The following is a 25,236-nucleotide window of genomic DNA, read 5'->3' on the forward strand; positions in this document are numbered from 1 at the left end:
CGGTGATCGTAGTTCGGCCCCGATCAAGCGGACCAGCCGTTTTCGCACTGCCGCGGCGACTGAGGGTGTGTGACGATGAGCGTCGTGCCGGATTGGACTTATCACCCGTTGCGCCCGATGGCGAATGCCCTGGTCGGGGAGCGTCGCGCGCAACTATTGGCATTGCGGTTGCTATCGGGTTTGATCGCGCTGCCGGGCGGCGGGCGGGCGATCGAGCGCATTTTCGACCACCCGCGGTTGCCCGCCGAATGGGCCGAGCGATTCGGTGCGCGGGTTCCGCTCGAGGTCGCGTGGCATGCGATCCGGGTGCTGCCGGTGCAGGGCGCCGCAATCGTCGAGGTCGGGCCGGTGGGCCGGGACGATATCGCGGCAGTGCGTGCCGCCGCCCTGGATCGCCGGTGCCCGGTCATCGCGCTGGTCGACGACCCCGAGGTGGGCACGGAACTGGAGCCGCACGTCGATCAGGTGATCGTCGGCGAACCCGCCGACCGGCGCTACCTGACCGAACCCGATATCGCCGCCGCGGTGACGGCCCTGGCCGACTCCGCCGCCACCGTGCTCGCGACCCCCGCGGTGCTGATCGCTGCCGGACCCGGCTGGTTCAACCGCGTCATCGAGGCCGCGCAACCGACCGCACCGCCGCCGCCGACCCTGCGCGACGTTTCGCTGGACCCACGCCGCTGGCCCGCGTGGTGCTGGGGCCTGCTGGTCGGCATCGGCATGATCGTCGCCGGAATCGGGGCGGCGGCAATCACTTTGGGGCCTGTACTGCTCTGGTACGACCGCGACTACCTCGGCACGGACGCGGACGGACTGCACGAAATCAACCACCACCTAGTGCATTTCCTACAGCACGATCGAATCACCATGGCGGGCAATATGATCGCGATCGGGGCGCTGTACACCGGCTTGGCCTGGGGCGGCATTCGTCTGGGCCGCGTCTGGGCCCGCAACGCGTATCTGCTCTCCGGCCTGATCGGATTTCCGACGCTGTTCTACTTCCTGGTGATCGGCTTCGTCGAGCCACTGCACGTCACCGCGGCCGCGGTGCTGTTCCCGATGTTCCTGCTCGCGGTGTGGCGCAAGCCGACCACGCCGTATTGGACGGTGCCGCGGGAGTGCCCCGAGTGGATCAGGCGGCGCGCGCTCGTAGGCCAGCTGCTGCTGGTCGCGACCGGGGTGGGCGTATTCATCGGCGGCGTCGTCATCTCGACCGTCGGACTCACCTTCGTATTCGTGCCGACGGATCTCGAGTTCATGCACACCGATGCGGCCACGCTGGAAGACGCCAACGCGCACCTGCTGCCGTTCATCGCTCACGACCGGGCCGGCTTCGGCGGCGCGCTGATGGCGACGGCGGTGGCGATCGTGCTGCTCGGACTGTGGGGTTGGCGACAGGGCGAGGCATGGGTGTGGTGGACGCTGCTCGGTGCGGCCGTCGCCGGTTCGGCCAGTGCGCTGGTCATCCACTTCTTCATCCACTACACCGCGTTCGTACATCTGCTCCCGGTGTATTTCGGTAGCGCCATGCTTGCTGTCGCACTGATCTTGGCGCGCCCGTATCTGATGTATCGCGCCGACCAATACCGCTGACTCGCGATATCGCGGCAGTGCGGTCTGCTGTGTCCGAAAGTTGCCGGGGTTCTGCCTGGCCTATCTCGGATAGATCTCGGGTGATGTCGCTTATTTTCTCAGAGATCTCTCAGAAAGCTTCCTTTGCGGCGCTAATTACAGCTCGAAAAGGTGCTCCCGACCTGCGTTCATGCACATATGTCCTGATCAGAGATGTATTGGTCAGTTGTCCAGATCACAATGAAATGCGATACGTAGTCTGCGTCACAATCCGCTGGAATTTCGTAACCGTATTTGTGCACGCCCCGATGTGCCATGTGTCAGCCAGTTCGACTGGATTTGTTTTCGACGAAGAGGAAATTTCATGATCCCCGTTATCATCGACACCGGTTCCGCGGCTCTGGACGGCCTGTTCTCCACCGGTAGTGCTGCTCTGCACGGTATTTTCAACACCCTGTGGACGGGTTCGTTCGGCGGCTGATAGCGCTGTCTCGGTCGATCGCTTCGACCGCGTGGACGCCGCTGTGACGGCGTACGACGAGGGAAGGCCTCGCACCGATGGTGCGGGGCCTTCCTTCATGTTGAGGCACCCGCCTACCGGGGGGTAGGCCGCGACGGATTCCGGCCAACTAAGCTGGTGCGCGGTAATTGCCGACCCCCTTTCCTCCCAGGAGTGCCCCACAGTGAGCCAAGCAGGCCGCCCTGTTGTTCTGATCGCCGACAAGCTCGCCCAGTCGACCGTCGACGCGCTCGGTGACGGTGTCGAGGTCCGCTGGGTCGACGGCCCCGACCGTCCCGCGCTGCTGGCCGCGGTGCCCGAGGCGGACGCCCTGCTCGTCCGCTCGGCGACCACCGTCGACGCCGAGGTGCTCGACGCCGGGAAGAACCTGAAGATCGTCGCCCGCGCCGGCGTCGGCCTCGACAATGTCGATGTGCCCGCGGCCACCGAGCGCGGCGTCATGGTGGTCAACGCGCCCACCTCCAACATCCACACCGCCGCCGAGCACGCCGTCACGCTGCTGCTGGCCGCGGCCCGCCAGATCCCGGCCGCCGATGCCACCCTGCGCGAGCGCACCTGGGCGCGTAGCAAGTTCAACGGTGTCGAGATCTTCGACAAGACCGTCGGTGTGGTCGGCCTCGGTCGAATCGGCCAGCTGTTCGCCGCGCGTCTCGCCGCCTTCGAGACCAAGGTGATCGCCTACGACCCCTACGTCTCCCCGGCCCGCGCCGCCCAGCTCGGCATCGAACTGCTGCCCCTGGACGAGCTGCTCGAGCGCGCCGACCTGATCTCGGTGCACCTGCCGAAGACCCCCGAGACCAAGGGCATCATCGGCAAGGAAGCCATCGCCAAGACCAAGCCGGGCGTCATCATCGTCAACGCCGCCCGCGGTGGGCTGGTCGACGAGCAGGCGCTCGCCGACGCCATCAAGTCGGGTCACGTGCGTGCCGCCGGTCTGGACGTATTCGACACCGAGCCGTGCACCGACAGCCCGCTGTTCGACCTGCCGCAGGTCGTGGTGACCCCGCACCTGGGTGCTTCCACCGCCGAGGCGCAGGACCGCGCGGGCACCGATGTCGCCAAGTCCGTACTGCTGGCCCTGGCCGGTGAATTCGTGCCTGGTGCGGTGAACGTCACCGGTGGCACCGTCGGCGACGAGGTCGCGCCGTGGCTGGAGATCGTGCGCAAGCAGGGCCACCTGCTCGGTGCGGTGTCCAACGAGCTGCCGGTCAGCGTCGAGGTGCAGGTGCGGGGCGAGCTGGCCGCGCAAGATGTTGCGGTGCTGGAGCTTTCGGCGCTGCGCGGCATCTTCTCCGCGCTGGTCGAGGACCAGGTCACCTTCGTCAACGCCCCCGCGCTGGCCAAGGACCGCGGCATTACCGCCGAGGTCACCAAGGTTTCGGAGAGCCCGAGCCACCGCAGCGTCGTCGATCTGCGCGCGGTCTTCGGCGACGGCAGCACGCTGAATGTGGCGGGCACGCTGACCGAGCCGCAGCAGGTGCAGAAGATCGTCAACATCAACGGCCGCAACTACGACATGCGCGCCGAAGGCCTGAACCTGGCCGTGCTGAACTACGACGACAGGCCGGGCGCGCTCGGCAAGATCGGCACCAAGCTCGGTGAGGCGGAGATCGACATCCTCGCCGCACAGCTGAGCCAGGATGTCGACAAGGAGGGTGCGACCGTGGTTCTACGTGTGGCCCGCGAAGTCCCCGCCGACGTCCAGGCCGCGATCGCCGAATCCGTCGGTGCGGCCAAGATCGTCCTGGTCGACCTGTTCTGACCACTACCGGCGCCGCGCACGTCGACCGTGCGCGGCGCCGTCACTGTGCCGGGCATGACCTGTCATGCCGCGCACGGTGACCACCGGGCTGCGCTGCCTGCCCGACAGCGGCGTGCGGTGCGGGACGAAGTACGGTGGCGCTCGGCAATACTGAACGGAGCCTTGTTGTTATGAAGCTTGCTGTTATCGCTGGTGATGGGATCGGCCCCGAGGTCATCGCGGAGGCGCTCAAGGTGCTCGACGTGGTGCAGCCGGGCGTCGAGAAGACCGAATACGACCTCGGCGCGCGGCGCTACCATGCGACCGGAGAGATCCTGCCGGATTCGGTGCTGCCGGAGCTGAAGCAGCACGATGCGATCCTGCTCGGCGCGATCGGCGATCCGTCGGTGCCCAGCGGTGTGCTCGAGCGCGGACTGCTGCTGCGCACTCGGTTCGCGCTGGATCATCACGTCAACCTGCGTCCGTCGAAGCTGTACCCGGGTGTGACGAGTCCGCTCGCGGGCAATCCGGATATCGACTTCGTGGTCGTGCGCGAGGGCACCGAGGGCCCCTACACCGGCACCGGCGGCGCGATCCGGGTGGAGACCCCGCACGAGGTCGCCACCGAGGTCAGCACCAATACCCGCTTCGGCATCGAGCGCGTCGTCCGCTACGCCTTCGCCAAGGCGCAGGCCCGGCGCAAGCATCTGACGCTGGTGCACAAGAACAATGTGCTGACCTTCGCCGGTTCGCTGTGGCAGCGCACGGTCAACGAGGTCGCGGCGGAGTTCCCGGAGGTGCAGACCGCCTACCAGCACATCGATGCCGCCACCATCCACATGGTCAATGACCCGGGCCGCTTCGATGTGATCGTCACCGACAACCTTTTCGGCGACATCATCACCGACCTCGCGGCCGCGGTCAGCGGCGGAATCGGCCTGGCGGCCAGCGGCAATATCGACGCCTCCGGAACCAACCCGAGCATGTTCGAGCCGGTGCACGGCAGTGCCCCCGATATCGCGGGGCAGTCCAAGGCCGATCCGACCGCCGCGATTCTGTCGGTGTCATTGCTGCTCAACCACCTTGGAAACACCGAAGGCGCCGCCCGCATCGAAGCGGCGGTCGCCAAGGATCTCGTGTCGCGTGGCGGCGCGGCCTCGACCGTCGAGATCGGAGATCGGATCGCCGCGGCGGTCTGACCTGTTCTGCCCGACGGCCCGCGCTCGAGCGAGTTCGAGTGCGGGCCTTTCGGCTTCGCAGGAGCGCGAGGGAGTCCGATGAGCGAGCGCCGGGGACCGTATACCGATGTGGATTTGCACCGTTTACCGGACGGCGGTAAGGGTTTCGAGCTCGAGGACGGCTGGTTGATCGCGGTCGCGGGCGGTGCGCGTCACGATTTCGTGGTGCAGCGGCTCGGGCGCCTCATCGATATCGCGGCCGGTGGGGCCGCCGTGCACGTATGTATCGGTGGTGGTTGGGAAGTCAACACGCCCAGCGGCATTCGCAAGCCCGATATCGTGGTGGTCCCGAGAGATGTTGCGCGGGCGGCGATTATCGCCGAAACGCCCAGGCTGCTCTCCGGTACGGAGGTGCTGCTCGCCGTGGAGATCGTTGCGCCGGGCGACGGCAGCGAACGCACCGATCGGGTCAGGAAGGTTCGCGAGTACGCGGCCATCGAGATTCCGCAGTACTGGATAGTCGAGCACCATCCAGAGGTCCGTATCCACCGAATGCTGCTCGCGGACGGCGCCTTTCGCGCCCGTCCAACGGTGACGGCAGGCGCCGTGTTCACCGCGGCGATCCGAGCCGATCCACCGTTTCGGGTGAGTTTCGATCCGGCCGCCTTGATCGTGATCTGACCTGTTCGCGCTCGGTCAGCGCGCTGCCGACCGCCGTGGCCCTGCCATCGGGTCTTGGGACACGGTTATCTCCTTTGTTGTAAGGGAATTCGGTGAAGCCAGGATCAACGGGTTGGTGGGGTCGGCGGCTTCGGCATGTCGGGTGGGGTGGGCATCGGGGGTGGGCCGGGTGGCATCGGCATGTGCGGTGGGGCGGGGAATCCGGCTGGCGGGGTGGGGAATCCGGGTGGTGTCGGGGGAACGGGAGGGTTGGGCGGCATCGGCGGCATCGGGGGTGTGGGGAGCGGGCCCATCGGGGGCATCGGGCCGCTGAAGCGTTGGAATGCCGCTTGGCGGGAGGTGCCGAGGAGATCGCCGATTTCGGCCCAGGTGTGGCCTTCTTCGCGGGCCTGCCGGGCCAGGGTGTGCAGGATGTCGTCGACGAGTCGACTCAGATTTCGGGTCGCCGTGAGCGCGGCGAGCACCGGCACGCTGGGCCTGCCCTCCTCCGGGCCCAGCACACCCACGACCAGTTCCGCATTGGCGGACAACAACTTTCCGAGCATCGCCCGCTCGTCCTGCGGGTCTACGCGCTGCTGTTCATCGGACATATGTAAAGCCTGGCTTGACACGGTCGCCTTGTCAAGGCTGGGTTTACATGGCCGGTCGGAGGTGCGAATCCATTGCTTGGCCTAGGGGATGCCGCCTATCGCGAGGACCGGCTAGGCTCCGGCGTCGCGTTCAGTCGAAGATCAGGCGGACAACGTCTTCTCGGATCGGCTTCGATCCTGCGGCGCGACGCGACCTGAATCCGTGATTGTCTTTGGAGGCGGGCCCGACGTACATGCATCGCGCCCGCCCCGGAGAACCGGAACGGGCGCGAATTCCTAAGGGGCCGTTATTCGGATCGTCGATCAGTGGGGACCAACGGAACCGCCGCCATTGCCAGCACGGCGGCCAACAGATATGCGGCGGGGAAACCGCTTGCGGTGATCAGCGCGCCGAAAACCGGTGGTATGGCGGCCATTGCGAGGTTCTGGCCGGTGTTCTGGATGCCGAGTCCACGTCCACTCCAGAACGGTCCGGCGATTTCGGCCACCGCGGTGAAGGCCAGACCGTTATCGGAGACCGTGATGACCGATGCGGCGATCAGCAGCGGAATCGCGGCCCACCACGCGTGCGTCCATGCGGCCGAAGCCAAGGCGGCCATGGAGATTACGGCGGCGATGGCGACGGTGCGCAGCGGTCCCAGTCGGCTGCCGACGCGATCGGACCACGCGCCCGCGCCGATTCGTCCTATGGCGCCGAGGAATTGGGTTCCGGTCACCAGAGCGCCCGCCACGGGCAGCGACCAGCCAACGTCACTGTGCAACCACAATAATGCGAAAGTCCATACGGTCCCTTGGGGAATGCACAGCAGCACCGATACCGCGTGGATCCGCCACAGCGTTGAATCACCGCGATACGGGTTGGCTCGATCCGCCGCCGCGCCCGCGGGCCGTGGCGGATCGACTATTCCGATCAAGCAGCCAAGCGCGGCGACACCCGCCATCACGGCGGGCACGAGAACGGCCGCCGAGACCCCGTGTGCGGCCGCGACGGCCGGAATGCTGAGCGCGCCGATGCCGACGCCGATGGGCTGAGCGGTCTGTCGAATACCCATGGCCAGTCCACGCCGCTGCGGCGGGAACCAGCCGACGATCACCCGGCCGCTGGCCCCGTTGGTACTCGCCGCGCCGACGCCGCCCAGGAACAGCAATGCGCCGAGCAGCACGTGATCGGTGACGGTAGCCGCCGCGATGCCCGCGCAGAACATCAGCAGCGGTCCGCCGACCAGTACCTTGTGCTCGCCGATCCGGTCCACGACATATCCCCAGGCGATCAGCGTGCATACCAGGCCGACCGTCGGCATGGCCACGAGCAGGCCCGCAGTAGCCAGCGGCATGCCACCGGCCGTCAGCGCGGGCAAAAGAAATGGAACCCCGTGGACGAAGACGGCGCTGGAGGCCTGCGCGAACACACCGAGGCCGAGCATGGACCACCGTCGGACGTCGCGCATCTGCGTCACGGTCGTAGCCATCGGCCTCACCTCGGAATCTCAAAATATGGGAATGAGTTCTCATTGTATGAACATCGAGTCTCACCGTACACCCAGTGGGCAAGCGGATTCCGCTGTGGTGCTGTCGAACTGCTCACATCGCGAGCCGCCGAACCCGTCGCCGCGCGCGGTTCCGGACCGCTCGGTCGGGCGCGTTCGAGCAGGTCGAAGGCGGTCGATAGACTGCGGTGCATGCGTCTAGGTCGAATCGCCAGTCCCGATGGAGTCGCTTTCGTCAGCATCGAAGGGGAGGGGAGCGAGAGCGTCGCCAAGGAGATCGCGGAACATCCGTTCGGTACTCCGACATTCACCGGGCGGAGTTGGCCGCTGGCCGATGTGCGCCTGCTCGCGCCGATTCTGGCCAGCAAGGTGGTCTGCATCGGTAAGAACTACGCCGCGCACGCGGCCGAAATGGGCGGGGTCGCACCGGCGGATCCGGTGATCTTCATGAAGCCGAGCACCTCGATCATCGGCCCGAACGCGTCGATCGTATTGCCGCCCAGCTCATCCCAGGTCGATTACGAGGGCGAGCTCGCGATCGTCATCGGCCGTCCGTGCAAGGACGTGCCGGCCGCCCGCGCACTCGACGTGGTGCTCGGCTACACCGTCGCCAACGATGTGACCGCGCGCGATCAGCAGAAGCACGACGGCCAGTGGACCCGGGGCAAGGGCTACGACACCTTCTGCCCGCTCGGCCCGTGGATCGAAACCTCGCTCGACCCTTCGGATCTGGAGATCGTCACCGAAGTCGACGGCGAGGTACGCCAGCGCAGCCGCACTTCACTTCTGCTGCACGATATTCCGAAGTTCATCGAGTGGGTGACCACAGTGATGACGCTGCTGCCCGGCGATGTGCTGCTCACCGGCACCCCGGAGGGCGTCGGCCCGCTGCAGGCCGGGCAGAACGTCTCCGTGACCGTCGAGGGCATCGGAACCCTCACCAATCCTGTTGCCGCCAAGCGCTAATCGAAAGAGAGCCATGACTGAAGTACGGGTCCGCTTCTGCCCGTCACCGACCGGAACGCCGCATGTCGGCCTGGTCCGGACGGCGCTGTTCAATTGGGCGTACGCCCGCCACACCGGCGGCAAGTTCGTCTTCCGCATCGAAGATACCGATGCCGCACGCGATTCCGAAGAATCATACGGTGCGATCCTGGACGCGCTGCGCTGGCTCGGTCTCACCTGGGACGAGGGCCCGGAGGTCGGCGGCCCCTATGCGCCCTATCGGCAATCGCAGCGACGCGAGCTGCATATGGAAGTCGTGCGGAATTTGCTGGCGGCCGGTGAAGCGTACGAATCCTTCTCCACCGCCGAGGAAGTCGAGGAGCGCCATCGGGCCGCGGGCCGCGATCCGAAACTCGGCTACGACAACTACGACCGCGATCTCACCCCCGAGGAGATCGAGGCCCATCGGGCCGCCGGGCGCCCGGCGGTAATCCGGCTCCGAATGCCCGACGAAGACATCACCTGGCACGATCTCGTGCGCGGTGAAACCACCTTCAAAGCGGGTACCGTGCCCGATTTCGCACTCACTCGCGGTAATGGCGATCCGCTCTATACGCTGGTTAACCCGGTCGACGACGCATTGATGAAGATCACCCATGTGTTGCGCGGCGAGGACATTCTCTCGTCCACGCCGCGCCAAATCGCACTCTATGCGGCTATGCGCCGGATCGGTGTCGCGGAGTTCACTCCGGAGTTCGGTCATCTGCCGTTCGTGATGGGGCAGGGCAACAAGAAGTTGTCCAAGCGCGATCCGGAGTCGAATCTGTTCGTCCATCGGGATAGGGGATTCATCCCGGAGGGTTTGCTGAATTACCTGGCGCTACTCGGCTGGGGCATCGCGGATGATCGCGATGTTTTCTCGATGGCCGAGATGGTGGCAGCCTTCGATATCTCGAAAGTGAATTCGAATCCGGCCCGTTTCGATCAGAAGAAGGCGGACGCGCTCAACGCCGAACACATCCGATTGCTGGAGCCGGGTGATTTCACGCACCGCTTGCGTGAGTTCCTCACCGAACACGGCCACATCGGCGCCGACATCGACGACAAGTTGTTCGCCGCGGCCGCCGAACTTGTGCAAACCCGGATCGTGGTGTTGTCCGACGCGTGGGAACTGCTGCGTTTCTTGTTCGCGCCCGCGGAAGAGTTCGCGATTGATCCGGCGGCGGGGTCGAAGAACCTCGGTTCCGAAGCCACCCCGGTATTGGACGCCGCCATTGCCGCGCTGGAGCCGCTGACGGCCTGGACCACCCCCGCTATCGAGGATGCGCTCAAAACCGCGCTCATCGATGATCTGGGGCTCAAACCACGTAAGGCGTTCGCACCAGTGCGAGTGGCTGTGACGGGTTCGCATATCAGCCCGCCGCTGTATGAATCGCTCGAGCTGCTCGGCCGCGAGACGAGCCTGGCTCGGCTGCGCTCGGCGCGGGACTGGGCGGCACCGGCCTGAAAATCCGCCTTTGACCGAAAAACAGGGCGTTGACCAGCCGATTTGTAGTAGACCGTATGCGGTTTGGTACTCTACTTCTCGGCTCGGAACTCCGGCCTCGGGTCATCCGGACACGAGGCCGAACGTCCTGGTCATTGGGGTATGGTGTAATTGGCAACACAGCTGATTCTGGTTCAGCCATTCTAGGTTCGAGTCCTGGTACCCCAGCGGAAATGTTGTTCTTCTCTCGGCGCGCGACCGAAAGTTGTTCAGCATCCGGCGATTTGGTCGCCGAGCTTCGGTCGGCTAAGCTAACCGAGCTTCCACTGATCGAAAGATCAAACGGAAAGATCACCCGCTGAAATGTGGGAGATCGAGTCCTGGCCCCGTCGTCTAGCGGCCTAGGACGCCGCCCTCTCAAGGCGGTAGCGCGGGTTCGAATCCCGTCGGGGCTACAACGAGTGCAAGGCTCATGCTCACACAGAGCGTGAGCCTTTCTCGTTTTCGCATTGTTTTGTGGGGGTGAAACCCCCACACCCACCCGGAGGGCTTCGCCCCCGGACCCCCGAGTCTGGCCTGGGCTTCGCCCGGAACAGCAGGTCGAGGTGTAGTTGGGTGGGTGGGGCCCTGTTTCCTCGGTGCTGTGGGCACTTTTTCGTGGCGGTGTCCATCAGGGCGCTGGCGTGGGTGCGGGTGCGCCCAACGGGGGCGATGCCCTCAGGTGACCCAAGTTGCCCCTCGGGTGGCCCGAGTTGCCAGAGTAGGGAGAGTTTCTGGATACGCAAAAGCCCTCCAGAGGTTCAGCTGGAGGGCCTTTGGGTGATGGGGCTTTTATCCGCTCTTGCGGCGGAACTCTCGCTTATGGCTGGCGTTGCCGTGGGGGGAGGTTGCCTTGGAGCGGCCGTCGAGGTGGTCGTTCGACTTGGCGTTGTGCTGGTTTTTGCGCTCCAGGGCTTCCTTGAATTTGCGTTTGACGTCTTCGGTGCTCGGTGCCGCCTTGCCGTTGGAACTATCCGCTTCCGCCATGTCTGCTCCTCGTCGTCGCGGCCGGGTGGCGCGCCATGGGGCGTCGCCGCGCTGCCGATTCGGGTCGATCAGGGTTGACGCTACTGTGCCGCACCCGGCGTGTCAGGCCGATTTTGCCCGCGTGGCGCGATCAGTCGAGGGGTGGGGCGGTGGTGCCGCCGAGGGGGAGTTGGGGGAGGCCGAGTTTGCGGTGGTCCCAGCTGCGGAGGCGATCCGGGACCACGCGGACGGCTATGCGCTTGTTGAGCATCTGCTCGACGAGCGGGCGGACTTCTTCGCTGTAGGGGGCGGTGTAGCGCTCCCAGACGCTCACGCCGACGGCGAAGAGCTTGTCCGGATCATCGATGATCTCGGCGTGGCCTTCGATCGAGACGCCGCGCAACTGGTCGTAGGTCTGGCCCGCCTCGACCATGCAGGTTACGCGGGGGTCGCGGCCCAGGTTGACTGCCTTTTGCGACTTGGCCTTGGTCTCGAACCAGATCTCGCCGTCGATGAGCGCGTACCACATCGCGGTCAGGTGCGGCGCACCGTTCGGGCCGATGGTGGCCAGCGTCGCGATGCGGCTGCGCTGCAGGAATTCGGAAATCTCGGCGTCGGACATGACGATCTGCGCCCGTTGGTTTACTCCCATGCGCACCAACTTTAGAGGTTCGAAACTAGAACGTGTTACAGCCGCTTGTGGAGTGCGTCCGCGGCGGCTACCAGGTCGGCTGCCCAGCGGGCGCCCGGTCTGCGGCCCATGCGATCGATCGGGCCCGACACCGAGACCGCCGCGATGACGTGGCCCGCGGCGTCACGCACGGGTGCGGAGACGCTGGCCACACCGCTGGCCCGCTCGGCGGCGCTCTGGGCCCAGCCGCGCTTGCGGACCTCGGCCAGCGCCCGCTCACCGAATACCGCATCGGCCAGGATGATGCGCTGCAGTTCCGGATCCGCCCAGGCGACCAGCACCTTGGCCGCCGAACCGGCGGTGAGCGGCAGGCGCGCCCCGATCGGCACGGTGTCGCGCAGGCCGACGGGTGGTTCCAGGGCGGCGATGCAGACCCGCGCATTGCCGTCTCGGCAGTAGATCTGGACGCTCTCGCCGGTGATCTCGCGCAAGCGCGGGAGAATGGCCGCGGCGGCCTCGTGCAGTGGATCGCTGGCCCCGGCGGCGAGCTCAGCGAGGGCTGGTCCGGGCCGCCACAGACCGTTGTTGTCGCGGGCGAGCAGCCGGTGTACCTCGAGCCCGACGGCCAGGCGATGGGCGGTGGCCCGGGGCAGGCCGGTGCGGGTGCACAGTTCGTTGAGACCGCAAGGGTGCTCCGCGACGGCGTATAACACCGACACCGCTTTGTCGAGGACGCCGATACCGCTATGCTGTCTCATAGAACGATATTAGCGTCTCGGATACTGAGAATGCCACTCAAGGGGCTGCTCGCTCCGGACGCGTCGGAACAGCCAAAAAACTTGTGCAACCGTGAGCGCGCCTCAGCCCGGAACGCGTACCTCGGTTGCTCGTCGGAAAGGTGATCGAGAATGGCCGAGCGCCGCACACTGGCCGAGAAGGTGTGGGAGCAGCATGTCGTCTCCCGCGGAGCGGGCGAGGGCGCCTCGCGGGAGCCCGATCTGATCTACATCGATCTGCACCTCGTGCATGAGGTGACCAGCCCGCAGGCCTTCGACGGACTCCGCGCCGCGGGCCGTCCGGTGCGCCGTCCCGATCTCACCATCGCGACCGAGGACCACAACGTCCCGACGATCGATATCGATAAGCCCATCGCCGACCCCATTTCGCGCACCCAGGTAGAGACGCTGCGTCACAATTGCGCGGAATTCGGTGTGCGCCTGCATCCGATGGGGGACCTGGATCAGGGCATCGTGCACGTCGTCGGGCCGCAATTGGGTTTGACCCAGCCGGGGACGACGGTGGTGTGCGGCGATAGCCACACCTCCACCCACGGCGCATTCGGCGCGCTGGCCATGGGCATCGGCACCAGTGAGGTCGAGCACGTCCTTGCCACGCAGACGCTCTCGCTGCGCCCGTTCAAGACCATGGCGATCACTGTCGACGGCCAATTGCCGCCCGGTGTCACGAGTAAGGACCTGATTCTGGCCGTCATCGCCCAGATCGGTACCGGCGGTGGTCAGGGCTATGTGCTCGAGTATCGCGGCGAGGCCATTCGCGCCATGTCTATGGAGGCGCGAATGACGATCTGCAACATGTCGATCGAGGCGGGCGCGCGGGCCGGCATGATCGCTCCTGACGAAACCACCTATGAATTCCTCAAAGGACGCCCGCACGCGCCGCAGGGAGCCGACTGGGATGCCGCAGTGGCCGCCTGGGAGGCGCTGAAGACCGATGAGGGCGCCGTTTTCGATGCCGAGGTGCACATCGACGCCGCCGCGCTGAGCCCGTTCGTCACCTGGGGTACCAACCCGGGACAGGGTGCGCCGCTGGGCGAGCAGGTGCCCGATCCCGCGCAGATTACCGACGAGACGGCACGCGAGTCCGCGGAGAAAGCGTTGCGATACATGGATTTGGAGCCGGGTACTCCACTTCGTGATGTATCGGTCGACACTGTATTCGTCGGTTCGTGCACCAACGGGCGCATCGAGGATTTGCGTGCGGTGGCCGGGATTTTGAAGGGACGCCGCGTCGCCGACGGGGTGCGAATGCTGGTTGTACCGGGATCTATGCGGGTGCGCGCCCAGGCGGAAAAAGAAGGACTGGGCGAGATTTTCACCGCCGCGGGCGCCGAATGGCGTCAGGCGGGCTGCTCGATGTGCTTGGGAATGAATCCCGATCAGCTCGCACCGGGTCAGCGCTGTGCTTCGACTTCGAACCGTAACTTCGAGGGTCGGCAGGGCAAAGGTGGCCGTACACACCTGGTTTCCCCGCTCGTAGCGGCCGCAACGGCGGTCCGCGGCACCCTGTCCTCGCCTGCGGATCTGGACTGATCGGCGCGCGGACGCCGTTGTGTCCGCGCCGATTCGTTCTGTCGCCCGCGCAAATCGTCTAATGACCCAGGAGAATCAGCAAATGGAAGCCTTCACCGTGCACAAGGGGATCGGAGTGCCGCTGCGCCGATCCAATGTCGACACCGATCAGATCATTCCGGCCGTGTACCTGAAGCGGGTGACGCGAACGGGATTCGAGGACGGACTCTTCGCAGCATGGCGATCGGATCCGGACTTCATTCTGAACACCGAACCCTTTAACCGGGGCAGTGTGCTGGTGGCTGGTCCGGACTTCGGTACCGGATCCTCGCGCGAACACGCGGTATGGGCGCTGTCGGACTACGGCTTTCGCGTCGTCATCTCGTCACGCTTCGCCGACATCTTCCGCGGCAATGCGGGCAAGGGCGGAGTGTTGGCCGCGCAGATGTCACAGAACGATGTCGAAATGCTCTGGAAGTTGCTCGAGGAACAGCCGGGTCTCGAATTGGTAGTAGACCTCGAGGCGCGCACGGTGACGGCCGGAACCGTCGTGTTGCCGTTCGATATTGATGACTACACGCGGTGGCGTCTGCTCGAAGGATTGGACGACATCGGGCTGACACTGCGGCGTAGTGACGTCATCGGCGAGTTCGAAAAGGCAAGGCCAAGTTGGAAACCCACAACCCTTCCGGCGCATATTTCGCAGGCGTAATCACCCGGTAGCGATAGCTGAGTTCGCCTTGGGGCGGTAGCTGGACGTGTGCTAAACCACATGAATTTTGGCGTGGCACATAGACTCTTGCCCAAAGTGGGTTTACCGTGGTACCTAGTCGGTCCGACGACGGGCCATTAGTCTGCGGAGGATTCAATGAACAAGGCGGAACTGATCGACGTTCTGACCGAAAAGTTGGGTACGGACAGGCGCACGGCCACCGCGGCAGTCGAGCATGTGGTCGACACCATCGTGCGCGCGGTGCACAAGGGTCAGAGCGTCACAATCACCGGATTCGGTGTGTTCGAACAGCGTAAGCGTGCGGCTCGTGTCGCGCGGAACCCGCGTACCGGCGAAACCGTGAAGGTGAAGCCCACTTCGGTGCCGGCGTTCCGTCCGGGCGCGCAGTTCAAAGCCGTCATTGCGGGTAAGCAGAAGCTGACCGCGAGCGGCCCTGCGGTAAAGCGCGGCGCGAATGCACCGGTGGCAGCCAAGAAGGCGGCCGCAAAGAAGACGGCGGCCAAGAAGACCGCCGCCAAGAAGACGACCGCCACCAAGGCGCCCGCGAAGAAGACGGCGGCCAAGAAGGCCCCGGCAAAGACGACGGCGCGCAAGGCAACTGCCACCAAGACGGCTGCTAAGAAGGCACCCGCCAAGAAGACCGTCGCCAAGAAGGCGACGACCGCGGCCAAGAAGGCGACGACGGCGGCCAAGAAGACCGCCACCGCCGCCAAGAAGACGGTCGCGAAGAAGGCACCAGCGAAGAAGACCGCGGCCAAGAAGGCTCCGGCCCGTCGCGCGCGCTGACGCTGAAGGTGCACTGCCGCCGGGTGATTCGGCTCCGCTAGGCGGAATCACCGGCAAACCGACTCGAAACGGCCCCGAGGTTCGCCTCGGGGCCGTTTCGGCTGTCTGCGTCTGGATTGGGTGTCGAGAAGCGACCGTATGACGGTTGTGGTCCCCTCAGGCGTCAGGACTCGACTGCGACGTCAGGACTTTACGATGGCGTCCGAGAGTGACCGGTCGAGGTGGTCGGCGGCGACCAGTCGACCCGAGACGAACGACAGCACCCACGCACTGCCCTTGCGGTTGCGCGCGGACGGCAGCGTAATGCCGTCCCGTTCGGCCCACCACTGCAGCAGATCGGGAATTACCTTGCCCTGACTGCACAGAACGCGCACCGCGCGATCCGACACGAGTGAAAGGGCGCGTTGTCGAGCCTTGTCGGGCGCTGCGGCATAAGCGGTTTCGGAGAAATCCGGTTCGATGCCGATGGTCGTGCCGAGTTTCTCCGCTAGCGGTTCCATCGTCTGGACGCAGCGCAGCGGATCGGCCGAAAAGATCTCGGACGCACCGAATGCCAGCAGATTCGGGACCAACACATCGGCTTGAACCCGACCGGCCCGCTCCAGCGGACGCTGGTCGTCCGGACCGTCGAATCGGTCCCTCCTGCCCGCCTTGGCGTGCCGCACCACAACCAACGTGCTGGTGGCGGCGGGCAGGCGGGTGAAGGCGCGCATCACCTGCCGGTCCATCGGATACGACAATTGGTCCATCACCCGGTCCAAGGTGCACCAGGACAGCGCATCGACCTCGGAATTGGCGCTGAATTCACCGCCGGAAACCTCGGCGGCCCAATAGTCCACCCGCTTGAGTTTCCGATGCCCGGGAATCGGATACGTGACGTGCCCGAGGTAGCGGCCGAGCAGGCAGTCGAGGCCGGTTTCCTCGCCGACCTCGCGCACGGCGGCCAACACCGGTGTCTCGCCCGGATCGAGTTTGCCTTTCGGCAGCGACCAATCCTGATACTTGGGGCGGTGTACCACGGCGATCTCGATGGCGCCGGATTCAGCGGACGTTCTACGCCACAACACCGCGCCCGCGGCGTGAATGTTGGCTGTTACCCGAGGATCCCAGAACGGCCCGCCGTCCATCTCGTATCCCGGCGTGCTGCTCACGACTGCGCCTCGATGGCGCTCGACTCCGTCGTGCGCGATTGCGCGCTGTATTGATGGTTCATTCGCTGCCGCTCGTTCACGGCTGATCCGGTCTCCGTACTCGCATCATGAATTGCTGGTGGTCACGTACCTCGACGCCGTTGCTATCGGCACCGTCGGGTGAGGCATGCCAGCTGCCGTCGGCTTTGAGAACCCAGCAGCGCGTCGTCGGATACAGCGCCGAGTCGAAGACCGAGCCCAACTGCTCGCACAGCTTCGGATCCTTCACCTGTGCCATGACTTCCACGCGCCGGTCCAGATTCCGGTGCATCATGTCGGCGCTGCCGATCCAGTATTGGTCCTGGGCCTGGAAGTACATGATCCGCGAATGTTCCAGGAAGCGACCGAGAATCGAGCGCACCTCGATGTTCTCGCTCATCCCCTCGACACCGGGTCGCAGACCGCAGATGCCACGCACCACGATCTGCACCGGTACATCGGCCTGAGAAGCTCGGTAGAGCGCGTCGATGACTTGCTCGTCGACAATTGCATTGGCCTTTATCCGGATTCGCGCCGCGACGCCCTGGCGCGCCAGCTCGATCTCGCGCTGGATCCGCTCGATGATTCCGGCGCGCACACCCTGCGGCGCGACAAGCAGGTTGCGGTAGTTGGCCTTTCGCGAGTAACCGGTCAGCGAATTGAACAGATCGGTCAGATCGGCGCCGATTTCCGGTGCGGCGGTGAGCAACCCGACGTCCTCGTAGAGGCGTGCGGTCTTCGGGTTGTAGTTGCCGGTGCCGATATGGCAGTAGCGGCGGATGGTCGAACCCTCGCGACGCACCACCAGGCAGGTCTTGCAGTGGGTCTTGAGGCCGATGAGGCCGTAGACGACATGCACGCCCGCCTGTTCCAGCGCCCGGGCCCATTTGATGTTGGCCTGTTCGTCGAAGCGGGCCTTGATCTCGACCAGCGCGACGACCTGTTTACCCGCCTCGGCCGCGTCGATGAGCGCGTTCACGATCGGAGAGTCACCGGAGGTGCGGTACAGGGTCTGTTTGATCGCAAGCACCTGCGGGTCGGCGGCGGCCTGTTCGATGAAGCGCTGCACGCTGGTGGAGAACGAGTCGTAGGGGTGGTGCACCAGCACGTCGCCCTCGCGCAGCGCCTGGAAGACATTGCGCGGGGTTTCGCGCTCGCCGAACGCGGGCGGCGTCGCGGGCACATACGGCGCGTCCTTGAGATTGGGCCGGTCCACGCTGTACACCTGCCACAGGCAGGACAGGTCCAGCAGGCCGGGCACCTGGATCACATCGCCGGGATCGACCTCGAGCTCACGCAGCAGCAGATCGAGCATGTGCTCGGTCATATCGTCGGAGACCTCTAGTCGGACCGGCGACCCGAAGCGGCGGCGAGCGAGTTCCCGCTCCAACGCCTGCAGCAGATCCTCGTCGCGATCCTCGTCGACCTCGAAATCGGCATTGCGGGTGATCCGGAACGAGTGGTGTTCGACGACCTTCATACCCGGGAACAGCAGATCGAGGTGCGCGGCGATCAGTTCTTCCATCGGGAGGAAGGCCGCGACCGGGGAGCCGGAGTCGGTGCGCCGCACCCGAACGAAGCGATCGACGTTGTCGGGCACCTTGACGCGGGCGAAATGTTCGCCGCCGGTGGAGGCATCCTTAACCGTCACCGCGAGGTTGAGACTCAGGCCGCTGATGTAGGGGAACGGGTGCGCCGGATCCACCGCGAGCGGGGTGAGGACCGGAAAAACCTGATCCTGGAAGTAGCCCGAGAGGCGTTGGCGCTCATCGCTATCCAGATCGGACCAGACGATGACGGCGATGCCCTCGGCGGTCAGCGCGGGCAGTACTGAGTCGAGGAAGACGCGGGCGTGCCGATCGGCGATCTCCTGGGCGCGCGCCGCGATCAGCTCCAATTGTTCGGTGGGCGAACGGCCGTCGGCCGAACGCACCGAAAGTCCGGTCTCCGCACGGCGTTTGAGGCCGGCGACGCGGACCATATAGAACTCGTCCAGATTGGAGGCGAAGATCGCAAGGAATTTCGCGCGCTCCAACAATGGCAGCGATGCGTCCTCGGCAAGTGCGAGAACTCGGGTGTTGAAGTCGAGCCAACTGAGTTCGCGGTTCAGGTAGCGATCGCGTGGCAACCGCTGTACGCCGCCATCCTCGGCCGGTGGAGTCGCGGCGGGCAGTGCGGTCGGCAGCACCTGTTGTTTGACGGTTTCGATATCGCTCATGCCCGCGCCTCGCTGGCACGCGGCACCGACATGCGCGACGCACGCTGGTTCCGGAATAGCTTGCTTCGCTCACTCACGTCAACGATCATCCCCTACAAACCGGGCCGTGTGCAGCCCGACGCCATCATTGCCGTGCGTATCACGCCGGATGTGGCGACCGGCTAGCACACCCGGCGTACCCGCTCGTGAACGTGAGTCGGCCAGCCGATGTCGTGCAGGACAGCACCTGTCGAATCGCCCGCGCCGAGTTCGACGGCACGGTCCAGATCGTCGGCGGTGTCGACGTCGAGCCGCAATCCGGGCCAGTCACCGCGCAGGTCGACCGCACCCGCGTCGATGTGCCGACGCGCCGAGCCGGGACCGAAGCGCGGATCCAGCGGGGCGACGGTATCGCGGACCAATAATGCAGCCGTGCCGCTGCCGGCGTGGTCGACGATGACCGAGCGAACTCCGACCGGCGCGGTGGTCAGCATGTCCGAGAGTTCGTCGGGGCGCAAGGCGGGCAGATCCGCCTGTAGGGCCAGCAGTTCGACCGGGCCGTGCCGCTGTCGCAATGCGGTCGCCGCGTCGGTGAGCGCGGTGTTCAGGCCGTCCGGGTCGGTCGCGTCGATCACCTCGCGGCGAGGTTCGGGATGCACCACCGCGCCGAGCGTGCGCGCCAACTCGGCGACGACCGGATCCGGGGTCACCACGGTGACCGACGCGATCTGCGGAACCGCGACGGCGGCGGACACGGTGTCGGCGAGCATGGCGAGCACCAGCCGGGCCCGGTGTTCCGGGCGCAGCCGATCGGCCAGACGGCTCTTTGCCCGATCGAGGCTCTTCACCGCGATCACGGCGTGCAACGCATGCGGACGCATGCTGCTAATCCTTCCATGAGTGGTTCCGTGGCATATTGGGCAGATGACGAGGGCGGCAGTGCTGGGCGCGGGATCATGGGGGACCGCGTTCGCGAAGGTGTTGGCGGACGCGGGAACCGACGTCACGATCTGGGCCAGGCGGCCCGAGGTGGCCAAGGCCCTGGCCACGGAACATCGCAATCCGTTTTATCTGCCCGATGTGCAACTACCCAGCGTGACGGCCACCCACGACCACGCCGAGGCACTCGACGGCGCCGAAATCGTCGTGCTCGCGGTTCCGTCCCAATCCCTGCGCGCGAATCTCGAGACATGGCGGGACTCGATCGGGCCGGATGCCGCGCTGCTGAGCCTGGCCAAGGGCATCGAGACCGGCACGCTGCTGCGGATGAGTCAGGTCATCGGTGAAGTCACCGGTGCCGACGAGAGCCGCATCGCGGTGCTGTCCGGTCCGAATCTGGCCAAGGAGATCGCCGCCGAGCAGCCCGCGGCCACCGTGATCGCCTGCACCGATGCCGCTCGGGCCGTCGCACTGCAGCAGGCCTGCGCCAACGGCTACTTCCGGCCCTACACCAATACCGATGTGATCGGCTGCGAGATCGGAGGCGCCTGCAAGAACGTCATCGCCCTCGCCTGCGGCATCGCCTCGGGAATGGGATTGGGCGACAACTCGATTGCCAGCCTGATCACCCGTGGGCTGGCCGAGATCATCCGGCTCGGGGTCGCACTGGGCGCGGAGCCGGTCACATTGGCCGGACTGGCCGGTGTCGGCGATCTGGTCGCCACCTGTACCTCGCCGCTGTCGCGCAACCGGTCGTTCGGGCATGTGCTCGGGGCGGGCGGGTCCATGGAGGCGGCCCAGGAGGCGACCCATGGTCAGGTCGCCGAGGGTGTGAAGTCGTGCACATCGGTGCGGGCGCTGGCCGCGGCGCACAATGTCGAGATGCCGCTGACCACGGGGGTGCACCAGGTATGTCATGAGGGCGTTTCGGTACAGGAGGCGGTCGACAATCTGCTGGGTCGGCGGATCAAACCGGAATAGGGGGCGAACGCTATAACCGCACGGGCACGAGGTTGGTTCGGCACCCATAACGGGTACGGTTCCGTTCATGACGAACCGGATCAGGGTTGCTGTGGTGTTCGGCGGGCGCAGTAACGAGCACGCCGTCTCGTGTGTGTCGGCCGGCAGCGTGCTGCGCAACCTCGATCCGGAAAAGTACGAAGCCGTACCCATCGGCATCACCCTCGACGGCGCCTGGGTGCTCGGCGGTTCCGAGGTGGCCTCGCTCGGATTCAGGGACAATGCGTTGCCCGCGGTGGACAGCAGCGGCACCGCGCTCACGCTGGCCGCCGATCCGAGCCGGTCCGGCTCGTTGGTCGCGCTCGATGATCCGAATGCGGCACTCGGTTCGGTCGATGTGGTGTTCCCGATTCTGCATGGTCCGTTCGGTGAGGACGGCACGTTGCAGGGCATGCTCGAATTGGCCGGGGTGCCGTATGTCGGGCCGGGGGTGCTGGCCAGCGCCGCGGGCATGGATAAGGAATTCACCAAGAAACTGCTCGCCGCGGAGGGGCTGCCGATCGGGCGGCAGTTGGTGCTGCGGCGCGGGACCGACACGCTCGATGCGGATGATCGCGCGCTGCTGGGCCTGCCGGTATTCGTCAAACCGGCGCGCGGTGGTTCCTCGATCGGCATCACCAAGGTCACCGACTGGAGCGAGTTGGACGCGGCGATCGCGACGGCGCGCGAACACGATCCGAAGGTGATCGTGGAGGCGGGCATTGTCGGACGCGAAGTCGAATGTGGCGTGCTGGAATTTCCGGACGGGCGAGTCGAGGCCAGCGTGGTCGCCGAGATCCGGATGCCCGACGCCGATGCCGCGGCACCGGAATTCTACGACTTCGACACCAAATACCTCGACGATGTCTGCGAATTCGATGTTCCGGCGAAACTGGACGACGAAGTGTCCGACAGCGTCAGGGAACTCGCGGTGCGGGCATTCAAAGCGCTTGACTGCCAAGGGTTGGCGCGGGTGGACTTCTTCGTCACGGCCGAGGGGCCGGTGATCAATGAGATCAATACGATGCCCGGCTTCACCTCGATCTCCATGTATCCGCGGATGTGGGAGGCGACCGGAATCGACTACCGGGCGCTGGTTTCCACGCTGATCGAAACGGCGCTCGCCCGGGGTACCGGGTTGCGGTGAGCGATGCTCGCCCTTCGGGTAGGACCCGCGGTGTCGCACGCACACAGGTTCGGCGCAACGACGCGGGGTGTGAACGTCAGTTCGGCAGCGGGCCGGGATCGATCGGCTGGGCCGGTATGTTGGCGGTGATCGTGTCCGAAACTCCTTGCAGCGGAGTCGGTCCGGAGCCGTCGGGGACGGTCAGCGCGATATAGGTCGCGCGGTCGACGGCGAACCAGGTGCTCGCCTTGGCGGCCGCATCGCGGACCTCGAACCATTGCACGCCATTGACGATCTGTAGCGGCGAGGCGCGGTTGAACTCCAACGGTCGCTCCAAACCGCAGCGCAGCACGATGGCGTCACCGCCGTCCTCGCGCTGCCAGGCGCGAGTCGCGGGGGGAGCCGGTTCCACCAGCGTGGATTTGGAGTAGTCGCCGAGGTCGACCGGCAATGCGGGCAGCAGCGCGGCGCACGCCGGACCATCTGCTGCGGGTGCGGGAACCGGACCGAGGACCAGCGGTTCGCGTTCGGTCGGTGCGCGTAGCGCAAGGACTGCGGCGACCAGAACGGCGACTACCAGCACGACCGGGAGTGCGACAGCGGTCGCGATCAGCGCGGGCGGGTAGCCGCTGGATTCGGTCGCGGGCTCGTCGGCGGATTCGGTGCTGTCGGAGGCTGCGGGCTCGGCGTCTTTCGACAGCTCGGCCTTCGACGACTCCGCCTCCGACGACTCCGCCTCCGACGACTCCGCCTCCGACGACTCCGCCTCCGACGGCTCCGCCTCCGACGAATCGCGGTCCGACGATTCCGCCGCCATGCTCACCGGTCCTTCCTGTTTCGTGCTGGTGGGGTCCGGTCACCTGGGAGATGGATGCCGCGCACCGGCCTGGTAGTACTCGATTGCCTTGGAAAGGGTACCCTCGGGGCGATTTCAGCCAGCACGACGCCGGGAAGGGACCAGGTCATCAGCGACAGCACACGGCCGAAGACAGTGCGTGAGCTGGGGGAGTTCGCGCTGATCGAGCGGATCAACTCGGGGCGGGTGCAGGCGCCCGGCGTGCTGCTCGGCCCCGGTGACGACGCCGCCCTGGTGGCCGCGCCCGACGGCCGTTTCGTGGTCACCACCGACATGCTGATCCAGGATCGACATTTCCGGCTCGACTGGTCCGGTCCGCGCGATATCGGGCGCAAGGCCATCGCGCAGAATGCCGCCGACGTGGTCGCGATGGGTGCCGTGCCGACCGCATTCGTAGTGGCGTTCGGCTGTCCGGCCGATACGCCGCTCGAGCTGGTGGACGGGCTCACCGACGGGATGTGGGCCGAGGCGCGCCGCGCGGGCGGTTCCATCGCGGGCGGCGATGTGGTGCGCAGTCCGCAGCTGGTCATCTCGGTCACCGCTTTCGGCGATCTGGACGGCCGCGCGCCGATCACCAGAGCCGGTGCGCGCGTGGGGGATACGGTCGCGGTGGTCGGTCGCCTCGGCTGGTCCGCAGCCGGGTTGGCGGTGCTGACCGCCGGATTCGATCCGGCAGACGAACTATTCGCCGAAGTGCTTGCGGCCCATCGGGTCCCACAGCCGCCCTATTCGGCGGTGCTCGCTGTTGTCGCCGATTCCGCCACCGAAGTGGACAACTCGGGAGCGTCCCCTGCGGAAGGCGTACTCGGCTCGGAGCACATCGGGGTGCCGGATCAGAACGCGACGGAGTTCGGATCTGAAGGCATCATCGGGTCTCCCACCGAATGGCCCGCGACACCCACCGCGCTCACCGACATTTCGGACGGATTGCTCGCGGATCTGGGCCATATCGCTGAGGCGTCCGGCGTCGCCATCGATATTTACTCGAAGACATTGCGCGATCCGGCTCTGGCGATGATCGCGCGGCGTCTGGATGCCGATGCGGCGCAATGGATTCTGACCGGCGGCGAGGATCACGCGTTCGTCGGAACCTGGCCCGCGCACCGGGAGCTGCCGCCCGGCTGGGTGCCGATCGGACGGGTGCTGGCAGGTCACGGCGTCACCGTCGACGGTGCGCGGCATCCGGGCAGTGGGGGCTGGGAATCGTTCAGCGGGGTGGACTCGGCATCCGAGCCCGAGCCAAGATAGGTTGTGCGGTCATGGGCGCGAAACCACTGACGGAAATCATGGATCCGGGTTGGGCGAAGGCTCTCGAACCGGTTGCCGAACAGATCTCGGCGATGGGCGAATTCCTGCGCGCGGAAAACGCGGCGGGCCGCGGTTATCTACCGGCCGGTGAAAATGTGCTGAGCGCTTTCCAGCGCCCGTTCGGCGCGGTGCGCGTGCTTATTGTCGGCCAGGATCCGTATCCGACGCCCGGACATCCGATGGGCCTGAGTTTCTCTGTCGCCCCGGATGTTTCGCCGGTACCGCGCAGCCTCGCCAATATCTTCGCCGAATACAGCAAAGACCTCGGCCACCAGACGCCGTCGAACGGCGATCTGAGCCCGTGGTCGGATCAGGGCGTACTGCTGCTGAACCGAGTCCTGACGGTTTCGCCGGGACAGCCCGCCTCGCACCGCGGCAAGGGCTGGGAAGCGGTGACCGATCAGGCGATTCGCGCGCTGGTGGCCAGGGACGAACCGCTGGTCGCGATCCTGTGGGGTCGGGACGCGCAGACACTGAAACCGCAGCTGGCCGCGGCCGAGGTGCCCTATATCGAATCCGTGCACCCGTCACCACTGTCGGCCTCGCGCGGCTTTTTTGGTTCTCGACCCTTCTCACGAGTGAATGAACTACTCGACGAATTGGGTGCCGAACCTGTTGACTGGCGCCTGCCCTAGATCCCGGGCGTCGAGGTTAAAACACAGTAGAGGAGCACAATTACATGCAGAACAAGACCGTTCGCGGCGCACTGCGCGGCACCACCGCCACGCTGGCCCTGTGCGCGGCCCTGGCCGGCGGCAGCGCGGCGGCGAATGCGGCCGGGTTGCCGCTCGAGCCCGCCACGGAGACCTCCGCGCCGAAGACCGCCGCTCCGGTCGGCGAGGAATTCACCTCCAATGGCTCCTCGACCATCTCGTCCTCGGTGAATGCCAAGGTCGCGTGCCTGCTGCAGAACACCATCAGCGCGCAGGGCAAGTGGGACTGCTGAAGTCCCATTGACCGGGGCTCGCATGAGCCCCA

Annotated in this window: 23 protein-coding genes and 2 tRNA genes; 16 read left to right on the plus strand and 9 right to left on the minus strand. The window is 65.9% G+C overall.

The genetic code is table 11. The features are described from left to right. Positions 1-84: 84 nt before the first annotated feature. The 4 genes from ACZ60G_RS14385 (at position 85) to ACZ60G_RS14400 (ending at position 5,692) form a co-directional block, all read left to right on the plus strand. Entirely contained in the window at positions 85-1,593 is a 1,509-nt protein-coding gene (locus tag ACZ60G_RS14385; RefSeq protein ID WP_465810570.1) for a hypothetical protein, read from the plus strand. A gap of 662 nt (positions 1,594-2,255) precedes the next feature. Continuing rightward, complete coding sequence (serA, locus tag ACZ60G_RS14390; RefSeq protein WP_465810497.1) at positions 2,256-3,854, plus strand: phosphoglycerate dehydrogenase; 1,599 nt, start codon at positions 2,256-2,258, stop codon at positions 3,852-3,854. A 170-nt stretch (positions 3,855-4,024) separates the two neighbouring features. Further along, positions 4,025-5,032 carry a 3-isopropylmalate dehydrogenase gene (locus tag ACZ60G_RS14395; protein ID WP_465810499.1) on the plus strand — a complete coding sequence of 336 codons (1,008 nt, stop codon included), beginning with the start codon at positions 4,025-4,027 and terminating at the stop codon, positions 5,030-5,032. Positions 5,033-5,110: 78 nt separating this feature from the next. Beyond that, complete coding sequence (locus tag ACZ60G_RS14400) at positions 5,111-5,692, plus strand: Uma2 family endonuclease (protein WP_465810501.1); 582 nt, start codon at positions 5,111-5,113, stop codon at positions 5,690-5,692. A gap of 104 nt (positions 5,693-5,796) precedes the next feature. Here the strand turns inward: ACZ60G_RS14400 and ACZ60G_RS14405 are convergent, their stop codons facing one another. Together ACZ60G_RS14405 and ACZ60G_RS14410 are read right to left on the minus strand one after the other, a co-directional pair. Further along, positions 5,797-6,282: a hypothetical protein gene (locus tag ACZ60G_RS14405; protein ID WP_465810503.1), complete on the minus strand. Its 486-nt coding sequence runs from the start codon at positions 6,280-6,282 to the stop codon at positions 5,797-5,799. Between the two features lie 287 nt (positions 6,283-6,569). After that, complete coding sequence (locus ACZ60G_RS14410) at positions 6,570-7,751, minus strand: MFS transporter (RefSeq protein ID WP_465810505.1); 1,182 nt, start codon at positions 7,749-7,751, stop codon at positions 6,570-6,572. Between the two features lie 210 nt (positions 7,752-7,961). Here ACZ60G_RS14410 and ACZ60G_RS14415 point away from each other — a divergent pair, with 210 nt between their 5' ends. The 4 genes from ACZ60G_RS14415 (at position 7,962) to ACZ60G_RS14430 (ending at position 10,655) form a co-directional block, all read left to right on the plus strand. Beyond that, positions 7,962-8,735, plus strand: coding sequence for a fumarylacetoacetate hydrolase family protein (locus ACZ60G_RS14415; protein WP_040693506.1), 774 nt, complete (start codon positions 7,962-7,964; stop codon positions 8,733-8,735). Between the two features lie 13 nt (positions 8,736-8,748). Then, a complete protein-coding gene (gene gltX / locus ACZ60G_RS14420) occupies positions 8,749-10,221 on the plus strand; it encodes a glutamate--tRNA ligase (RefSeq protein WP_465810507.1) in 1,473 nt (490 codons plus the stop codon). Positions 10,222-10,356: 135 nt separating this feature from the next. Further along, positions 10,357-10,428, plus strand: a tRNA-Gln gene (locus ACZ60G_RS14425). 154 nt (positions 10,429-10,582) lie between these two features. Next, positions 10,583-10,655, plus strand: a tRNA-Glu gene (locus ACZ60G_RS14430). 376 nt (positions 10,656-11,031) lie between these two features. Here ACZ60G_RS14430 and ACZ60G_RS14435 read toward each other — a convergent pair. The 3 genes from ACZ60G_RS14435 to ACZ60G_RS14445 all read right to left on the minus strand — a co-directional run bounded on the left by ACZ60G_RS14435 (position 11,032) and on the right by ACZ60G_RS14445 (position 12,594). Further along, positions 11,032-11,226, minus strand: coding sequence for a DUF5302 domain-containing protein (locus tag ACZ60G_RS14435; protein ID WP_465810509.1), 195 nt, complete (start codon positions 11,224-11,226; stop codon positions 11,032-11,034). Between the two features lie 130 nt (positions 11,227-11,356). Beyond that, a complete protein-coding gene (locus ACZ60G_RS14440) occupies positions 11,357-11,857 on the minus strand; it encodes a pyridoxamine 5'-phosphate oxidase family protein (RefSeq protein ID WP_465810511.1) in 501 nt (166 codons plus the stop codon). A gap of 35 nt (positions 11,858-11,892) precedes the next feature. Then, positions 11,893-12,594 carry an IclR family transcriptional regulator gene (locus ACZ60G_RS14445; protein ID WP_433630691.1) on the minus strand — a complete coding sequence of 234 codons (702 nt, stop codon included), beginning with the start codon at positions 12,592-12,594 and terminating at the stop codon, positions 11,893-11,895. A 150-nt stretch (positions 12,595-12,744) separates the two neighbouring features. Here ACZ60G_RS14445 and leuC point away from each other — a divergent pair, with 150 nt between their 5' ends. The 3 genes from leuC to ACZ60G_RS14460 all read left to right on the plus strand — a co-directional run bounded on the left by leuC (position 12,745) and on the right by ACZ60G_RS14460 (position 15,664). Beyond that, a complete protein-coding gene (gene leuC / locus ACZ60G_RS14450) occupies positions 12,745-14,166 on the plus strand; it encodes a 3-isopropylmalate dehydratase large subunit (protein WP_465810513.1) in 1,422 nt (473 codons plus the stop codon). A gap of 82 nt (positions 14,167-14,248) precedes the next feature. Continuing rightward, entirely contained in the window at positions 14,249-14,857 is a 609-nt protein-coding gene (leuD, locus tag ACZ60G_RS14455; protein WP_465810515.1) for a 3-isopropylmalate dehydratase small subunit, read from the plus strand. Positions 14,858-15,013: 156 nt separating this feature from the next. Continuing rightward, the gene (locus ACZ60G_RS14460) at positions 15,014-15,664 is read left to right on the plus strand and encodes an HU family DNA-binding protein (protein WP_465810517.1); all 651 of its coding nucleotides are present in this window, start codon (positions 15,014-15,016) and stop codon (positions 15,662-15,664) included. Between the two features lie 182 nt (positions 15,665-15,846). Here the strand turns inward: ACZ60G_RS14460 and ACZ60G_RS14465 are convergent, their stop codons facing one another. The 3 genes from ACZ60G_RS14465 to cofC form a co-directional block, all read right to left on the minus strand. Beyond that, the gene (locus ACZ60G_RS14465) at positions 15,847-16,791 is read right to left on the minus strand and encodes an NUDIX hydrolase (RefSeq protein WP_465810572.1); all 945 of its coding nucleotides are present in this window, start codon (positions 16,789-16,791) and stop codon (positions 15,847-15,849) included. Between the two features lie 100 nt (positions 16,792-16,891). Beyond that, positions 16,892-19,051 (minus strand): RNA degradosome polyphosphate kinase, encoded by a 2,160-nt coding sequence (locus ACZ60G_RS14470; protein WP_465810519.1) that lies wholly within the window; start codon positions 19,049-19,051, stop codon positions 16,892-16,894. Positions 19,052-19,212: 161 nt separating this feature from the next. Further along, positions 19,213-19,911 (minus strand): 2-phospho-L-lactate guanylyltransferase, encoded by a 699-nt coding sequence (gene cofC, locus ACZ60G_RS14475; RefSeq protein ID WP_465810521.1) that lies wholly within the window; start codon positions 19,909-19,911, stop codon positions 19,213-19,215. A 43-nt stretch (positions 19,912-19,954) separates the two neighbouring features. Between cofC and ACZ60G_RS14480 the strand changes: the two genes are divergently transcribed. Beyond that, positions 19,955-20,950, plus strand: coding sequence for an NAD(P)H-dependent glycerol-3-phosphate dehydrogenase (locus ACZ60G_RS14480; protein WP_465810523.1), 996 nt, complete (start codon positions 19,955-19,957; stop codon positions 20,948-20,950). Between the two features lie 67 nt (positions 20,951-21,017). Further along, on the plus strand, positions 21,018-22,115 hold the full coding sequence (locus ACZ60G_RS14485) for a D-alanine--D-alanine ligase family protein (protein WP_465810525.1): 1,098 nt from the start codon (positions 21,018-21,020) through the stop codon (positions 22,113-22,115). Between the two features lie 76 nt (positions 22,116-22,191). Here the strand turns inward: ACZ60G_RS14485 and ACZ60G_RS14490 are convergent, their stop codons facing one another. Next, positions 22,192-22,911 (minus strand): DUF3515 domain-containing protein, encoded by a 720-nt coding sequence (locus tag ACZ60G_RS14490; RefSeq protein ID WP_465810526.1) that lies wholly within the window; start codon positions 22,909-22,911, stop codon positions 22,192-22,194. Positions 22,912-23,085: 174 nt separating this feature from the next. Between ACZ60G_RS14490 and thiL the strand changes: the two genes are divergently transcribed. From thiL to ACZ60G_RS14505, 3 genes are read left to right on the plus strand one after another with little or no spacing between them, the layout of a single operon-like run. Further along, positions 23,086-24,198, plus strand: coding sequence for a thiamine-phosphate kinase (gene thiL / locus ACZ60G_RS14495; RefSeq protein WP_465810528.1), 1,113 nt, complete (start codon positions 23,086-23,088; stop codon positions 24,196-24,198). A gap of 11 nt (positions 24,199-24,209) precedes the next feature. Next, positions 24,210-24,893 carry a uracil-DNA glycosylase gene (locus ACZ60G_RS14500; RefSeq protein ID WP_465810530.1) on the plus strand — a complete coding sequence of 228 codons (684 nt, stop codon included), beginning with the start codon at positions 24,210-24,212 and terminating at the stop codon, positions 24,891-24,893. A 44-nt stretch (positions 24,894-24,937) separates the two neighbouring features. Next, positions 24,938-25,204: a hypothetical protein gene (locus ACZ60G_RS14505; RefSeq protein ID WP_040693471.1), complete on the plus strand. Its 267-nt coding sequence runs from the start codon at positions 24,938-24,940 to the stop codon at positions 25,202-25,204. Positions 25,205-25,236 lie beyond the last annotated feature (32 nt).

This window comes from Nocardia sp. NPDC102475, assembly GCF_055584605.1.

Excerpts from the sequence above, each read along its gene's own strand:
- ACZ60G_RS14395 (WP_465810499.1), top strand. The coding sequence starts at position 4,025 with ATGAAGCTTGCTGTTATCGCTGGTGATGGGATCGGCCCCGAGGTCATC.
- ACZ60G_RS14400 (WP_465810501.1), top strand. The coding sequence starts at position 5,111 with ATGAGCGAGCGCCGGGGACCGTATACCGATGTGGATTTGCACCGTTTA.
- ACZ60G_RS14405 (WP_465810503.1), bottom strand. The coding sequence starts at position 6,282 with ATGTCCGATGAACAGCAGCGCGTAGACCCGCAGGACGAGCGGGCGATG.
- ACZ60G_RS14410 (WP_465810505.1), bottom strand. The coding sequence starts at position 7,751 with ATGGCTACGACCGTGACGCAGATGCGCGACGTCCGACGGTGGTCCATG.
- ACZ60G_RS14415 (WP_040693506.1), top strand. The coding sequence starts at position 7,962 with ATGCGTCTAGGTCGAATCGCCAGTCCCGATGGAGTCGCTTTCGTCAGC.
- gltX (WP_465810507.1), top strand. The coding sequence starts at position 8,749 with ATGACTGAAGTACGGGTCCGCTTCTGCCCGTCACCGACCGGAACGCCG.
- ACZ60G_RS14435 (WP_465810509.1), bottom strand. The coding sequence starts at position 11,226 with ATGGCGGAAGCGGATAGTTCCAACGGCAAGGCGGCACCGAGCACCGAA.
- ACZ60G_RS14440 (WP_465810511.1), bottom strand. The coding sequence starts at position 11,857 with ATGGGAGTAAACCAACGGGCGCAGATCGTCATGTCCGACGCCGAGATT.
- ACZ60G_RS14445 (WP_433630691.1), bottom strand. The coding sequence starts at position 12,594 with ATGAGACAGCATAGCGGTATCGGCGTCCTCGACAAAGCGGTGTCGGTG.
- leuC (WP_465810513.1), top strand. The coding sequence starts at position 12,745 with ATGGCCGAGCGCCGCACACTGGCCGAGAAGGTGTGGGAGCAGCATGTC.
- leuD (WP_465810515.1), top strand. The coding sequence starts at position 14,249 with ATGGAAGCCTTCACCGTGCACAAGGGGATCGGAGTGCCGCTGCGCCGA.
- ACZ60G_RS14460 (WP_465810517.1), top strand. The coding sequence starts at position 15,014 with ATGAACAAGGCGGAACTGATCGACGTTCTGACCGAAAAGTTGGGTACG.
- ACZ60G_RS14465 (WP_465810572.1), bottom strand. The coding sequence starts at position 16,791 with ATGGACGGCGGGCCGTTCTGGGATCCTCGGGTAACAGCCAACATTCAC.
- ACZ60G_RS14470 (WP_465810519.1), bottom strand. The coding sequence starts at position 19,051 with ATGAGCGATATCGAAACCGTCAAACAACAGGTGCTGCCGACCGCACTG.
- cofC (WP_465810521.1), bottom strand. The coding sequence starts at position 19,911 with ATGCGTCCGCATGCGTTGCACGCCGTGATCGCGGTGAAGAGCCTCGAT.
- ACZ60G_RS14480 (WP_465810523.1), top strand. The coding sequence starts at position 19,955 with ATGACGAGGGCGGCAGTGCTGGGCGCGGGATCATGGGGGACCGCGTTC.
- ACZ60G_RS14485 (WP_465810525.1), top strand. The coding sequence starts at position 21,018 with ATGACGAACCGGATCAGGGTTGCTGTGGTGTTCGGCGGGCGCAGTAAC.
- ACZ60G_RS14490 (WP_465810526.1), bottom strand. The coding sequence starts at position 22,911 with ATGGCGGCGGAATCGTCGGACCGCGATTCGTCGGAGGCGGAGCCGTCG.
- ACZ60G_RS14500 (WP_465810530.1), top strand. The coding sequence starts at position 24,210 with ATGGGCGCGAAACCACTGACGGAAATCATGGATCCGGGTTGGGCGAAG.
- ACZ60G_RS14505 (WP_040693471.1), top strand. The coding sequence starts at position 24,938 with ATGCAGAACAAGACCGTTCGCGGCGCACTGCGCGGCACCACCGCCACG.